14 protein-coding genes are annotated in these 14,293 nt (G+C 67.9%); 1 reads left to right on the top strand and 13 read right to left on the bottom strand.

What is annotated here, in order from left to right; genetic code table 11:
* Positions 1–3: 3 nt before the first annotated feature.
* From J7J50_RS01075 to J7J50_RS01050, 6 genes are all read right to left on the bottom strand, one after another.
* Entirely contained in the window at positions 4–1,530 is a 1,527-nt protein-coding gene (locus J7J50_RS01075; RefSeq protein WP_215057603.1) for a DUF3526 domain-containing protein, read from the bottom strand.
* Positions 1,527–2,930: a DUF3526 domain-containing protein gene (locus J7J50_RS01070; RefSeq protein WP_215057604.1), complete on the bottom strand. Its 1,404-nt coding sequence runs from the start codon at positions 2,928–2,930 to the stop codon at positions 1,527–1,529. The genes J7J50_RS01075 and J7J50_RS01070 overlap by 4 nt, the downstream gene beginning before the upstream one ends.
* Positions 2,927–3,673 carry an ABC transporter ATP-binding protein gene (locus J7J50_RS01065; RefSeq protein WP_215057605.1) on the bottom strand — a complete coding sequence of 249 codons (747 nt, stop codon included), beginning with the start codon at positions 3,671–3,673 and terminating at the stop codon, positions 2,927–2,929. Before J7J50_RS01065 ends, J7J50_RS01070 begins: the two co-directional genes overlap by 4 nt.
* Entirely contained in the window at positions 3,670–5,853 is a 2,184-nt protein-coding gene (locus J7J50_RS01060) for a TonB-dependent siderophore receptor (RefSeq protein WP_215057606.1), read from the bottom strand. Before J7J50_RS01060 ends, J7J50_RS01065 begins: the two co-directional genes overlap by 4 nt.
* Positions 5,854–6,272: 419 nt before the next feature.
* Positions 6,273–7,055: a peptidoglycan-binding protein gene (locus J7J50_RS01055; protein ID WP_215057607.1), complete on the bottom strand. Its 783-nt coding sequence runs from the start codon at positions 7,053–7,055 to the stop codon at positions 6,273–6,275.
* Between the two features lie 260 nt (positions 7,056–7,315).
* Positions 7,316–8,080 (bottom strand): 2OG-Fe(II) oxygenase, encoded by a 765-nt coding sequence (locus J7J50_RS01050; protein ID WP_215057608.1) that lies wholly within the window; start codon positions 8,078–8,080, stop codon positions 7,316–7,318.
* A 357-nt stretch (positions 8,081–8,437) separates the two neighbouring features.
* Between J7J50_RS01050 and J7J50_RS01045 the strand changes: the two genes are divergently transcribed.
* Positions 8,438–9,052, top strand: a complete 615-nt coding sequence (locus tag J7J50_RS01045) for a diffusible signal factor-reguated Ax21 faimly protein (RefSeq protein ID WP_215057609.1) — start codon at positions 8,438–8,440, stop codon at positions 9,050–9,052.
* Between the two features lie 146 nt (positions 9,053–9,198).
* Here J7J50_RS01045 and J7J50_RS01040 read toward each other — a convergent pair whose 3' ends face one another.
* The 7 genes from J7J50_RS01040 to J7J50_RS01010 form a co-directional block, all read right to left on the bottom strand.
* Positions 9,199–10,062 (bottom strand): hypothetical protein, encoded by an 864-nt coding sequence (locus tag J7J50_RS01040; protein ID WP_215057610.1) that lies wholly within the window; start codon positions 10,060–10,062, stop codon positions 9,199–9,201.
* 67 nt (positions 10,063–10,129) lie between these two features.
* A complete protein-coding gene (locus tag J7J50_RS01035; protein ID WP_215062862.1) occupies positions 10,130–10,504 on the bottom strand; it encodes a hypothetical protein in 375 nt (124 codons plus the stop codon).
* Between the two features lie 234 nt (positions 10,505–10,738).
* Positions 10,739–11,779, bottom strand: coding sequence for an NAD(P)H-dependent glycerol-3-phosphate dehydrogenase (locus J7J50_RS01030; RefSeq protein WP_057941297.1), 1,041 nt, complete (start codon positions 11,777–11,779; stop codon positions 10,739–10,741).
* A 29-nt stretch (positions 11,780–11,808) separates the two neighbouring features.
* Positions 11,809–12,321 (bottom strand): protein-export chaperone SecB, encoded by a 513-nt coding sequence (gene secB, locus J7J50_RS01025; RefSeq protein ID WP_215057612.1) that lies wholly within the window; start codon positions 12,319–12,321, stop codon positions 11,809–11,811.
* A 294-nt stretch (positions 12,322–12,615) separates the two neighbouring features.
* Positions 12,616–13,053: a rhodanese-like domain-containing protein gene (locus J7J50_RS01020; RefSeq protein WP_215057688.1), complete on the bottom strand. Its 438-nt coding sequence runs from the start codon at positions 13,051–13,053 to the stop codon at positions 12,616–12,618.
* Positions 13,054–13,336: 283 nt separating this feature from the next.
* On the bottom strand, positions 13,337–13,759 hold the full coding sequence (locus tag J7J50_RS01015; RefSeq protein ID WP_251044380.1) for a hypothetical protein: 423 nt from the start codon (positions 13,757–13,759) through the stop codon (positions 13,337–13,339).
* Positions 13,760–13,807: 48 nt separating this feature from the next.
* Entirely contained in the window at positions 13,808–14,266 is a 459-nt protein-coding gene (locus tag J7J50_RS01010; protein ID WP_215057613.1) for a YiiD C-terminal domain-containing protein, read from the bottom strand.
* Positions 14,267–14,293: the final 27 nt, after the last annotated feature.

Raw genomic sequence — 14,293 nt, 5'->3', positions numbered from 1 at the left:
CGCTCAAAGCTCCGTCGGCCAGCGGCGCAGGCGGTGCAGCGCGAACGCGCACAAGCCGGCGGCCAACAGCAACAGCCATGCCGTCATCGGCGCGACACCGGCCGCGCGCGCCAGCGGCGGCAGCTCGGCGCCGGTGTACACGGGGATGTCCGCGTATTCGTCGAAGTTCATCCGCCCGTAGCTGTTCGCGACCGGCCGCGGTGTCGGCGCGGCGATCTGGCGCTGGATGCGTGGATAGAACCATTCGCGCAAACGCAGCTGATAGACCCGGGTCTGATGCTCGAATCGGCGCTGGCGCGGCGCGTCGGTGCCGGCCAGCAGCGACAGCGCCTGCTCCATGCCCAGCGGCGGCGACAGATAGCCGGCCCACTCCGATACCGTTTCGCGCAGATCGCGCGCGCGCTCCTGGCGACGCTGCAAGGGTTGCAGTCGCCGCTCGGTTTCCGGCGCGAGGAAACTCATGCGGGTGGCGTAGTCGATGCTGGCGACCTTGCCGATGGCCGGCGCCAGATCGGCGCGGGCGCGGAACATCGCGCCGACGATCGCATCGCGCTCGGCGGCGATGGCGTCGTTGGTGCGGCGCTGCGCGTCGACGTAGGCCACCGACGTGGGCGCATCGCCGACCCGCTGCGACAGCGCGCTGCCGAGCAAGGGCAGGCCGATCGCGAGCAAGGCCCACAACGCGCTCATCAGACTGATCGCGCCGGCGGCGCCGGGCCACGCGGACACCACGACGAAGCCCAGCGCGGCCCAGAACGACAGGTAGGCCACCACCAGAGCCGCCGACGCGAACAGTTCGGGTATCGCCGCGGACAGATTCGCGCCGGCGATCGACAACGACAGGCACAGCAGCGCCAGCGTCGCCGGCATCAGCCAGGCGGTGATCGCCGCCACGCGCGCGCCCAGCCACGCGCGCGGGCCGACCCGCTGCGCGGCGATCAGGCGCAACATGCCGTGATCGCGTTCGAAGGTGGACAGCAGGCCGATCAACACGATCACCGCGATCGGCAGCAGATACACCAGCACGAAACCCAGGTCGAACCGGCCCAGGCCGAGCCCGCGCGGATTCTCGAAATCGTAGGCCGGCTCGACGCCGAACGGCGTTTCCAGTTTCACCGGCAGACGACTCGGCATCAGGTCGCTGCCGCCCACCGCCAGCGGCGACAGCGGCAGGTTCGGCTTGTAGCTGTGCGCGCGCAGAAAATAGCGACTGAAGCCGGCGATGTCGGTCGGGTCCTGCCAGTACGGCACCGAAGCCGGCGCCGGCTCGGCGTAGCGCTGCGCGCGTTCGCGGATCTGCCGCATCCACTGCGCCTCGCTGGCGCGGCTGCGTTCGATCGCCGCGTCCTGGGCGCGATGCAGCGCCGCGCCGCTGTGCGCGCCCCACAGCATCGCCGCGGCCAGCAGGCCGATCACCGTCCACAACAGCCGGCTGCGGCCGACGTGACGCAGCTCCCAGGCCAGCAGGGTGGCGAAGCCGACGCGCGCGGGCGCGGCGATTTGCGGTGTTTCCAATGCGATCGCGCTCATGGACGCAGCCTCCGTGCCGCCAACGCCAGCAAGGCCAGGGCCGCCAGCGACCAGGCCAGCAGCGCGGCCGCGGCCGGCGCGGCGTGGCGCCAGTTCGCGCTCAGCGACGGCGCGGGGTGGTGGAATTCGGGAATCTGCGCCCACAGCGACGCATCGTTGGTGTGCTTGGCGCCGCCCTCGCCGGTCGGGTGCGCCATCACGTCCTGATTCATGCGATTGACCAGCGCGCGCCGGTAGCGCTCGGCGCCGTCGATGAAGCGGCGGTGATGGACGAAGTCGCTGCCGGCCAGCATCGGCGACAGGCTCTGCATGGCCGCGGTCGGCGACAACCAGCCGAGCATGGCGTAGGCGCGATCCTGCGCGACGACGCGGTCGTAGAAACCACCGAGCACGCGGTCGAACACTTCGTGCGAATGGCGTTCGCTCAGATCCAGCTCGGCGCCACGCAGGTCCACGCGCAGATCCGCCGGGTCCTTGGCGCCGTATTTGGCCAGCAGCACGGCCTGATGTTTCTTCGCGTCCTCGGCGGTCCAGTACGACGGCGCCTCGTCCAGCAACTGCTGCTTGACCGTCTGCGTGGACGGCAGCGGCTGCGCGCTTTCCACCGCGCTGTTGGCCCAGCGCGGCAGCGCCAGGCCGAAGGCGATCCACAGGCCGAACAAAACCGCCAGCGCGCCGCGCACGCTGCCGGCGAGCATCGATACGGCCAGGCCGAGCGCGGTCAGCACGCCCAGGTACACCGCCATCGCCGCCGCCCACAGCACCAGGCGCAAGGCCGCGGTCGCGTCCAGCGCGCCGAGCGCGGCGGTGGCGATCGCAGCACACGCGGTCACCGGCACCACCAACACCCAGACCAAGGCCATCCAGATCGCGGCCGCCTTGCTGGCGACGATCGCGCGCGGTCGCAGCGCCGCGCCCAAAGCCAATCGCAAGGTGCCGCGTTCGCGGTCCATCGCCACCGCGGTGAACGCCAGCAGGAACGCCACCAGCGGCGCGAAGCCGATCAACACACTGGCCGGGCTGCTCAAGCCGGCGCGCTGCAGCGCCGAAGCCTCGCCCTGCGGCCGGTACAGCATGTCGTTCTGCACGTGCGCTTCCAGCCACACGGTCTGGCCGACGAAGGGCTCCACGCCCAGGTCCAGCGCCGCCAGCGGCGAAGTCGGCTTGAAGGCGAAAATGCTGTAGTGCGCGGCCGAATGCGGATCTTTCTCGCCCTGCCCCAGCCAGCGCGCGCGTTCGGCGCGGGCGATGTCGGCCTTGGCCGCGTTGGCATCGACGATCGTCGCCAGATCCACCGCGAAGGCGATCAACACCAGCGCGCCCAGGCACAGCAGCGCCCACCACGCGCGGCGGTCGCGGCGCAGCAAGGTCCATTCGAAACCGGTCAGCGATGCGCTCATGCCGCGGCCGTGTCTTGGCTGGCGAGCAATTCCAGATACAGCGCCTCGATCTGCGCCGCGGACAGTTCCGCGGTGCGGCGCTGCGCGAGCAATCGCCCCGCGCGCAGAATGCCGAGGCGATGGGCCACGTCCTTGACCCGGTACAGATCGTGCGTCGCCATCAACACCGCGATGCCGCGCTGGGCGGCGGCGCGCACGCCTTGCGAGAGATCGTTGGCCGCGCTGGCATCCAGCCCCGAGGTCGGTTCGTCGAGCAGCAGCAGTTGCGCGTTCTTGGCCAGCGCGATCGCCAGCCCGACTTTCTGCCGCATGCCCTTGGAGAAGCCGGCGGCGCGGCGCGCATGCGCTTCGGGCTGCAAGCCGGCCTCGGCGAGCAGATCGCGCGCCTGCGCCGCGTCGATCCGGCGCCCGCCGAGCAAGGCGAAGTAGGTGAGGTTCTCGATCGCGCTCAGGCTGGGATGCAGCATCACCGTTTCCGGCAGATAGGCGATCTTGGCGCGCGCGGCCAGGGGATCGCGGCCCACGTCGATCCCGGCGACTTCGATGCGGCCGGCCTCGGGCTGCAGGAATCCCAGGATCAGGTTCAAGGTCGTGGTCTTGCCGGCGCCGTTCGGGCCGAGCAACGCGTAGACCTCGCCGGGCGCGATCGCGATCGACAGTTCGTCCAGCGCATGGCGGTCGCCGAAATCCTTGCGCACGGCGTCCAGGCGCAGCGCGTCGGTGCGGGTCTGCAACAAGCTCATAGGTTCACCTTGAAAGTCAGCTCGACGCTGCGCGGCGCGCCGATCACCAGTTGATCGGCCGCGCCGCCGGACCAGTCGGCGTAGAACGCATCGCCCAGGTTGCGTCCGTACAACGCGATCTCGCCGAACGGCAGCCGGTAGGCGATCGACGCGTCCCACACCGTGTGGCTGTCCACGCGGATGCTGTTGGCGTTGTTGGTGTAGTACGCGCCGACGTAGCGCGCGCCGGCGCCGACGGTGACCGGCACCGGGTCGAAGCGATAACTGGCGTAGAGGTTGGCGATGCGCTCGGGCACGTTCGGCGGTACGTTGCCGGCGCGGTCGACGCCGCCGGCTTCGCGCAGACGGTCGAAGCGCGCGTCCAGCGCGGCCACGCTCGCGTCCAGGCGCAGCGCGCGGGTCAGCGCGGCCGAGGCGGACAACTCGATGCCGCGCGAGGACTGCGTGCCGCCCTGGATCGACAGATTGGCGTTGCGCGGATCGCGGGTGACGATGTCGTCCTGCTCGATCCAGTAGGCGCTGGCGCTCAGATCGATGCGGTCGTTCCACACACTGCTCTTGATGCCGGCATCGGCCGCGTGGCCGCGGGTCAGTTCGAAGCGCGAGTTCGCCAGCGACAGCAGCGGCAGGCTGCCGACCGGCGCGACGGCGACGCTGTACTGCGCGTACAACTGGGTTTTCTGCGCCAGGTCGAACACCGTGCCCAGGCGCCACGACAGCGGCTCATAGCTGCGTTCGAACCGGGTCCGGCTGCCGGTGTTGTAGTCGCGGATGCTGCGCTCAAGCTCGATGCGGTCGTAGCGCAGGCCCGCCAGCAGCAGCCAGCGCGGGGTCAGGTTGAGCGCGTCTTCGGCGAACACCGACACCACTCGCGTGTTCGAATCGAAATCCACGCGGTTGCCGGCGCCGGGAAAGTTCAGCGCGGTATCGGCGAAGGACACGCTGCCGCGGCGCGGCGCGAACGGATCGACCGGCGTGGTCGTGCCGAAGCGGCGCATCACCATGAAATCGCCGTCGCTGATTTCCACGCCAACCGAAGCCCGGTTACGCCGAGCCCCGATGGAACTGTCCGAAAATAACGTAGCCCGCTCGACCCAGAACTGATGATCGTGCTCGATCCGCGTAGTGCCGCGATCGAGCAGCCCGCTGCGCGCGTTGTAGGTATACGTTTCCGAATTCAACCAACGTCGATGCGCGTCGTAGTAACTGAACTCGTTGCCGAAACGCAGCCCGTCGCTGATCTGCCAGTTGACCCGTGTGCGCAGCCAGTCGCTGTGCGAATCCTGCACGCCGTTGTCGACGTTGTAGTTGCGCCGGGCGATGGCGCGGTCGAGCACCAGGCCGTTGCCGGTGCGCACCAGATCGCTGGGATCGCGCGCGATCGATGCCGGGATGAGCGGCGTGCCCCAATACGCGGTGTCGTAGTCGTCCTGGTAATGATCCAGGGCGATATCGACGTCCAGGGTATCGCTGGGACGCCAGCGCGCGGCCAGCGTGGCCGAGGTCGAATCGCTGCCGGTGCCGTCCACGTAACCGTCGCTGCTGCGCCGGCTGACCACCGCGCGCACGGCGAAGTCGTCGCTGAGCGGCACGTTGGCGTCGATCGCGTAGCGCTGGCTGCCGAAGCTGCCCCAGCCGGCCAGGGCTTCGAAGGCGCGGCCGTCGAAGTTCGGCCGCTTGGGCACCAGATTGATCGCGCCGGCCAGCGCGCCTTCGCCGTACAGCACCGAGGCCGGGCCCTTGAGCACTTCGATGCGCTCGAAGCTCCAGCTGTCGAAGTCGCGCGTGATCAAGGGCGCGGCGGTCTGGCGCACGCCGTCGTAGAGCAGCGCGATGGCGCCGCCGGTGAAGCCGCGCATCGAGGTCATGCCCGGCGAGGACGGCAGTTGCCCGGCGAGGACGCCGGGCGCGGCGTTGAGCGCCTCGACGCTGCCGCGCAGGCCGCGCGCCTGGATCTGGTCCTGGCTCAGCACCTCGATCGCCGCCGGGGTCTCGCGCGGGCTCAGGCCCAGGCGCGAGGCGGTGGCGTTGGGCCGGTCCAGCGGCGCTTCCTGGGTTGCCACGCCTTCGACGATGACCTTGTCGAGCAGCTTGGGCAGGGGCGCGCCGCCGGCGCTTTCGGCGGAAGTTTGTTGGGCGTGGGCGGCCGGTGCCGCGCACAGCGCGATCAGCAGGGCCATGCCGAGGCGGCTCAGAGCGAGGCCGTGCCGGCTGCCGGAGGGAGCCGCGCAGGGCGAGCCGCGATCGGGCCGATTCCGCCCGGACGACTCGCGCCCGTGAAGCAACGCGCCGTCGCACGACCGCGCGTCCTGACTGGCTTCCGTTCCGGCCGCGCGTGCGCGGCGCCCCTGACTGCGTGTGTCCACTGTGATCCTTGCCCCGGCCGAAATGAGAAATGTAACGATATATCATTTCATTGAATTGGCAATGTAAGGCCCAGTGCTCAGGCGCGTCAATACGCGCAGACAAGATTTCGTCTGGGGCAGCCAGCGGCACGCCTCGCGCGTCCCTGCTGCGATCTCAAGGCTCAACCAATGCGCACGGCCCGCCTACCGGCCTTGCACCGGTAGCGGGCATTGCTGGAAGACGGCGACGCGGCTCAGCCCAGACGGATGAAGTCGTTGGCGCCACAGCGGCGGGTGCGGCGCGCGACCTCGAAGCCGTTGGCCGAACCCTTGTGGTCGGTATTGCCTTCGATGCTCAGGAAACTCTCCGTATCGCCCTCGAAGGCGAAGCCGGTGTGGACCCAGTCGCTGGCGGTCTTGCGCACCAGGAAGATGCCGCAGGCGCCGAGCGCGGCGAAGCCCGGATCGCCGCTGGCCACCGCCTTGCCGGACACGAAGCGTCCGGCGTCCTTGGCCTGGCGGGCGAGTTCGTCGCAGCCGAAGCTGCCCGCGATCGGCGCGCTGCGTCCGGCCTTCTCCGCCGCCTGCTGCAGCACGAAGCTGACGAAGCCGGCGCACCACAGCATGGACTCGCCTTCGCTGCCCTTCATGTACATCCGCACCCACGGCCCGCGATTGGCGCCGCCCAGTTCGACCGGATGCGCGGCCAGATGCTGCTCGGCGAACCAGCGCACCAATTGCGGATACGGTTTGCCCGGCGCGACGCCGGGCAAGGCGACGATGCGCGCCATCGGCTCGGTCAGCGCCGCCCACACCGCCGGCGTCAGGCTGCCGGCGTAGGCGAGCTGCTTGCGCGTGGCGAAAGCCTGGATCGCGCGATCGGTGGCCGGGCCGAACTTGCTGTCGATCGGCGTGCCGTTGCCGTGATAGCCGAGCCATTCCTGGATCCGTTTGACCGCCGCGCCGCCGGCGCCCTGAGTCACCGCGCCGGGGAAATCCAGTTCGCGGCGGATGTAGGCCTGATCCTGCAAAGCCATGTGCGTGCTCCTTGATAAACCTTGCATCCATGGGCGCGCGGACGCGGCGGCGCGACGCAGGCATGCGCGCGCCGCGACGCACTCCGGTCGCGGTATTCGCGGCGCGCTCGCACTCCATCGAGTCGGGCCGCGACTCCATAGCCAACGCCGCGACGGCGCGCGGGCGGTCAGTCCGTGTCGATGCGAAATTGAATCAAACCCAGCCGCGCGAAGCCCATGGCCGCGATGCGCGCGCTTCGACGTTGCGCCGGCGCGCGCGCTCAGGTGGCGTCGTGGAAAATCACGCCGAGCGTATGCCGCTGGCCCGCATGCAGGCGGCTGACGCCGTGGCGCAGATTGACGCGGTAATGCCCGCGCACGCCGCTCACCGGGCGTTGATGCACGGCGAACACCACCGCGTCGCCTTGATGCAGCGGCACCACGTCCACGCGCGATTGCATGCGCGGACGCTGCTCGGTCAGCACGAACTCGCCGCCGTCGAAATCGCGGCCGGGCTGCGACAGCAGGATCGCGACCTGCAGCGGGAACACATGCTCGCCGTACAAATCCTGGTGCAGGCAGTTGTAGTCGCCCTCGCCGTAGCGCAACAGCAGCGGCGTCGGCCGGGCCTGGCCGGCGTCATGGCAACGCGCGAGGAACTCGTCCAGCCGTCGCGGATACTCCACCGGCACGCCCATCTGCCGATTCCAGCGCGAAGCGATCGGCGCCAGGCGCGGATACAAGGTTTCGCGCAAGGTCTGCACCGTATCTGGCAGCGGATAACGGAAGTAACGGTATTCGCCGCGGCCGAAGCCGTGCCGCGCCATCACCACGCGGCTGCGGTAGCGCGCGTCGTCGTGGTAAGCCCGCGCGATCGCCGCGCACGAATCTTCGTTCAGCAATGCGGGCAACAGCGCGCGGCCGGACGCATCGAGTTGCGCGGCGACCTCGGTCCAATCGAAATTTTCGATACGCTCGACGACCGAATCGCACGGTGTTTGCGCGGGCGTGAGCGTACTGATCGGTTTCGTTGCGTTTGCGTTCATACACAGCCCTGCGCGAAAAGTCGGGCCATCATCGGCGCAAGCGGTAGTGACAACTATCCGCTTCTTGCGCTGCATCGGCCTTCGCAATGCGATCTTGCCGATCGTGTTCGCTTGAATATTCAGCCGCGAGCAAGACTGCCGCGCACTTCGATTTCGAATGCGGAAAAAACCCGTGACTTCCGGCCTAGAACGAACTCCAGCTACCGTAAACAGAACGTTTAGTTCCTGTAAAAAACTCGGAGAAATTCAGGTTCGATTGAAGCGCGATCACGATACTGCGCTCACCGAATCCACATGGACGCCTTATCCCCGAGGCGCGTGGAACCGGAATAAAACCAATAAGAGGTTGATAATTTTATGAAGCGTGCATTGCTTGCCCTCACCCTCGCCGCCGCGCTGCCGTTCACTGCTTCGGCCGCGGAAGGCATCTCGTACAACTACGCCGAAGCCGGTTACGCCAAGACCGATGCGAAGTACAGCCAGGCCGATTCCGACGGCTGGGCGATCGGCGGTTCCTACGCGTTCCTGCCGAACTTCCATGTCTTCGGCAACTACAGCAAGCAGGAAACCGATTCGTGGAACTACCCCTTCAACGGCGGTCTGGTTCGCGTTCCGGGCTTCGACGTCGACACCTGGCGCGTGGGCGTGGGCTACAACCATGAACTGAGCAAGCGCGTGGACCTGGTCACCCGCATCGCCTATGAGCAGGCCAAGTCGGACTTCGGTTACGGCTACAGCGACAAGCTCAAGGGCGGCAGCGTCGAAGCCGGCGTGCGCGGCTCGCTGACCCCGAACTGGGAAGGCTATGCCTTCGCCGGTTACCAGGACTACGACAAGCACTACGACGGCAAGTTCTACGGCCGCATCGGCACCCTGGTGAAGTTCAACCAGAACTGGGGCATCACCGCCGACGCCAAGTTCATCGACGGCGGCGAGAAGGAGTTCTTCGTCGGCCCGCGCTTCAGCTTCTAAGAAAGCGCTACCGGCAGAACCCGGCAACACTCGCGATTGATTCTCTCTCTCCCCCGAAACGTCGCGATCGAGCCCGGCTGAAAAGCCGGGCTCTTTTTTTTGCGCGAAGGTCGCGAAGGCGGCGCGGATCGCCGCGCCGGTCGCGCTCAGGCCCTGGAGAAGGAGGGCTGCGAGGTCTGCTGTTGTTGTTGCTGCTGTTCCTGCGCAAGCTGCGGCGCCTGCGCCTGACGATGCGCGGCCAGTTGGGTATCGACTTCGGCCGCCGCCGGAATCGGCTGCTTCATGTCCACCGCGGCGACGAAGCCCGGGGTTTGCCCGGCGACGAACAACTTGCCGTCGCGCACCGCGACCTCGCCGATGTCGCCCGGCTTGGCCACGCCGGCGTCCTGCTGCGCCTTGAGCACGGCATAGGCCACCGCCGCATCGGGCACGTCGCCCGGCGCCTTGGCGCGGATCGCCTGATAGATGGCGTTGTCCTGCGCGTTGCCCAGGGGACCGGCGGGCGTGTCGTTGGCCGACAGCGAACTCGATCCCTGTCCGGGCTTGATCGGCGGCGCGCCCTTGTCGGGCGCGGTCGGCTGCTTCTTTTCCAGTTCCTGGATGCTTTCGTACAACTGTCGCGGCGTGCCGGTCACGCCGAGCAGTTCGCTGGCGCTGACGCGCTGGCCGGTGGTTTTCTCGGTGACGTCGCTGGCCCAGGAGGCGCAGGTGTTGGTGTAGCCCCACTCCACCTTTTCCTTCAGCGCGGCATCGAACTTCTTTTCCTGCTCGGGGGTGAGCTCGAAATAGCGGCTCGCCGCGGCCGGAAAGCCTTTTTCGATGTCCTTGCGGATGTTGCTTTCCGGGTGCGGATTTTCGTTGGCGAAGCGCGGGTGTTCGTTGGGCCACAGACCGTAGTACTCGGTCTGGCCATTGCGGGTGATCGACACCCAGGCGTGACCGTCGGTCAGGCCCGCGCCTTCGCCGGCGTTGGTGTGGATGCCCAATATGGGTTTGTCGGGACCGGCCATGTTCGTTCGCTCCATCGATCGGATCGGGCTATTGCGGACTCCGGATCAGGCGTGACGGCGCCCGGCCTCAGGGAAAAACCTGTTCCTCGGCGTCGGCATGCACCAGCACGACCTTGCCGCCGCGATAGGGCAAATGCACTTCGGCTTCCCACTTGTCGTCGAGCGGAATCAGCGTCTTGGCCATCGGCGCGCACTTGTCGCTGATGCCGCAGCGGTCGATGACGACCTTCAAGGTGTCGCCGCTGGCTTCGTAGTTGACGCCGCCGGAGTAGTACGAGCTTTCCGGGAACACGTGGTAGCGCAGGCTGATCTGGTCGTCGGCCAGTTTGCGCACGACCACCGGCTCGACGTTCTTCTTGGTGTAGCTGGGCTTCATGTCCACTCCTGTGCATGCGGCGACGAAAGGAAACAAGGCGAGCAGCGCCATCGATCTCTTCCACATAAGACGCTCCATCCACGCGCGAGACCGCCAGCGGCGGGGATGCGCGCCGGCGACCGGCCCGCGGCGGCCGCGCGGAGCGTGGTCGGACGGGCGGTGTGTTTGAGCTTGAACGAAAGCGCCGCGGCAAACCAGACAAACCGGCGCAAAAACGCGCGCTTGCGCCTGTTCAGGCGAGGCATGGCCGGCGATGCCGGCGCGGCCGGTCACGGCAATAAAAGAGCTGGGCGGCGCGGCTCAACCGAACAGGTCGGTCGGATACTCGGGTTTCTGTTCGCGCGAAAGCAGCTTGCGCAAGCCGTCGGATGGCGTGATTTCACCGTGCAGCACGGCGCGCACCGCGTTGGAGATCGGCAGTTCGATGCCGTGGCGTTCGGCCTGGCGCATGACTTCGTCGGCGGTCTGCACCGATTCGACCACCTGGCCGATTTCGCGCACCGCGTCCTCGATCGACTGGCCGCGTCCGAGCGCCAGGCCCAGGCGGCGGTTGCGCGACAGATCGCCGGTGCAGGTCAGCACCAGATCGCCGAGCCCGGCCAGTCCCATCAGGGTTTCCGGCTGGCCGCCGATGGCCTGGTTGAGGCGCAGCATTTCGTTGAGGCCGCGGGTGATGAGGCCGGCGCGCGCGTTGAGGCCGAGCTGCATGCCGTCGGCGACGCCGGTGGCGACCGCGAGTACGTTCTTCATCGCGCCGCCGAGTTCGGCGCCGAGCATGTCGTCGCCGGTGTAGGCGCGGAACGCCGGACCGTGCAGCGCATCGGCCACGGCCTGGGCGAAGTCGGCGTTATCGGAGTGCACGGTCAACGCGGTCGGCAGGCCTTGCGCGACTTCCTTCGCGAACGACGGCCCGGTGACCACGGCCAGCGGCACGTCGGCGCCGAGCACTTCTTCCGCGACTTCGTGCAGGAAGCGGCCGCTGCCGGGCTCGAAGCCCTTGGTCGCCCAGGCCACGCCGGCGTGCGCGGGCCGGTACGGCGCGAGCATGCGCAAGGTCTGGGCGAAGGCGTGCGAGGGCACGACCACCAGCACCAGGTCGGCGTCTTTCAACGCGGTGGCCAGGTCGGTGGTCGCGCGCAGCGATTCGGGTAAGGCGATGCCCGGCAGATAACGCGGGTTTTCATGTCGGGTATCGATGGCCGCGGCGCCGTCGGCGTCGCGGCCCCACAGCACGGTCGGATGACCGTGGCGGGCGATCAGGGCCGCAAGCGCGGTGCCCCAGGAGCCAGCGCCCAATACCGCGATGCGCGGCTTGGACGGGGTCGTGGTCTGCGAACTCATGCGCGCTGTGCGGCCCTTGGGTTCAAAGCTCAGGCGTTGCCGGCGGTTTCCGCGTCGGCGAGGCTCTCGCCGCCCTGGCCGCGCTGGCGCAGGCCTTCGGCGTAGAGCGCATCGAAGTTGATCGGCTGCAGGAAGAACGGCGGGAAGCCGCCGGCCTGGATCAGGTCGCTGACGAGCTGGCGCGCGTAGGGATACAGCACGTTCGGGCAGTGGGTGCCGAGCATCGCGTCCAGGGTCTGGCCGTCGAAGCCGATCAGGCCGAACACGCCGGCCTGCTTCACTTCGGCCAGGTACATCGGCTTGTCGTTGGCGGTGCAGGTCAGGGTCACGCCGAGCACGACTTCATACGCGTTGTCGCCCACGCGCTGCACGTTCTGCGACAGGTTGAGCTGCAGCTGCGGCTGCGCGGCTTCGGCGAACACCGCCGGGGCGTTGGGTACCTCGAAGGAGACGTCCTTGACGTAAATCTTTTCGACGGTGAACGCGGGGCCGGTTGCGGCTTCGGCCGGCGCGGCGGCGCCGTTGACGTTTTCTTCGGACATCGGGTAACTCCCCCAGCGGAATGAAATTCGGTAGTGAGGCCGATTATGCCCGCTCGCGCTTGGCGGGACCAAACGGCCAGGCCTAAGCGCTTGCAGCGTGGATCGGCCGCGAACGATCTGGATTGAGGCGGGCCGGCGCCCAATCAAGGGCCGGGACGGACCGCCGCACAAAACGGTGTTGCCTGACGCGCCGTGGCGCCGAGTCAGTTTCAGCAAGACCCGGCGCAAGGCACGAGATCGGCGGCCGCGGTCACGCTACCGGCCGGCGATGGCGGCGGCGCGACACGATCGGACTCAGTTGCGGCCTTTCACCAGCGGCAGTTCGGCCTGCTGCCAGGCCTGGATGCCGCCTTCGAGCCAATAGACCTGCTCGAACCCGGCCTTCTTGAGGCGCTTGGCCGCATCGGCCGAGGCCTGGCCGGTGCGGCAGACCGCGACCACCGGCAGTTGCTTGGCGTTGGCCAGCAGCTTGCTCTCCGGATCGAACTGGCTGATCTGGACCGAGCGGCTGCCGGCGATGTGGCCTTTTTCGAACTCGCCGCTGGCCGACAGGTCGATCACCAGGGCGTTGTCGCGGTTGATCAGCGCCGTCAGTTCGGCCGGGCGCAGGGCCTTGTAGCCGCGAAACAGACGTGCGATTTCGGTGTAGATCAGTGCCACGGTCAGGCCGACGAGGCCCAGCGACAGGTACATGTGGCGGCCGGCGAATGCCAGCAGTTCATCAAAGCTCACGGGATCGGGACTCACGCACAGGGCGAATCGGGGCGGGGCCGGCACGGCCCACGCGGGGCGGCGATTGTCGCCCAGGGCGCGCTGCGGCGCAAAAGAGCGGCCGGCGGGCCGGGGGGCTGGAGCTAGAAACGAGTTAAGAGGAGTGAGTAAGAGCCAGAGCCGGGTCCGGCTTTTCCTCGTTTCTCACTCCCGCGCCCTCACTCCTGAGCCTTTATCGAGTTAAGAGGAGTGAGTAGGGGCCTGAGCCGGGCTCGGCTTTCCCTCATTCCTCACTCCTCAGCCTTCACTGCCCTTCCCAGAAATCCGGCAGACCGCTGATCAGCCACCAGACCTTGACCTCCGGGTCCCATTCCCAGGCCTCGGTGTAGCGCACGCTGCGCTCGGCCAGGGTGTGGCGGTTGATCACGCCGATGTTGATCAGGCGCACCGCGGTGCCCTTGGCCTTGTCCATCTCGGTGCCGACGTCGTTGTAGCCGGAGACCTGGATCTGCTTGTAACGCTCCAGTTGCATCGGCGTTGGCGCCAGCTTGGCGCGCAACTCGGGCTTGATCATGTTCACAGCGCCCTCGAAATCGCCCCAGCGGATCGCCGCCGAGTAGGCGTATTGCTGCTCGGTGATCTTGTTGTTCTGGGTGCCGGTGGTCTGGCAACCGGCCAGGGCGAGCGCGAACAGGCAGGACAGCAGCACGAATTTCAGCAGACGCATCGCGGACTCCGGCGGAGGGAACGTTCGGCGTGCATCGTACCTGCCGCGTCAGGGCTTAGCGATGGCCACGTAGCGGGCCGTGAACTCGGTCGCGACCCCGCCTTCGGGCAGCAGCGCGCGCGCGATCAGCGCGGTGCGGGCGCGGCCGCGTTCGCGCAGGGTGGTCAGGAAGCTGCGCCAGTCGGCGTCGGGGGCCAGCTCGGCGTGCACGTCCAGATCGGCGAACAGCGGCGCCAGGTAGCGGATCTGGCTGTCGGCGACGAACACTTCCGCGCGCAGATCGGCTTGTTCGATCCCCAGCGACACCACGCCCCAGGAGGCCAGGGTCATCATCGAGGCCAGACTGCCGCCGAAGGCGCAGCCCTTGTCGTTGATGTGGTGCGACAGCGGCGCATGCAGTTGCAGGCGCTTGCCGTCGTAGCCGGCGATGCTGACTTGCATCGCCGCCACCGGCGGCATGGATTGGTAATGTTGATGGAGGCGTTGCAGGGCGTCGTGTGGACTCATCGGGAACGGCTGACTGTCAGTGGGGGA

The sequence above is a fragment of the Lysobacter sp. ISL-50 genome (genome assembly GCF_018612875.1).
In the GTDB taxonomy this organism is placed as follows: domain Bacteria; phylum Pseudomonadota; class Gammaproteobacteria; order Xanthomonadales; family Xanthomonadaceae; genus Lysobacter.
The sequence above is the reverse complement of the archived record's forward strand: the minus strand, read 5'-3'. Positions and strand labels throughout refer to the sequence as shown.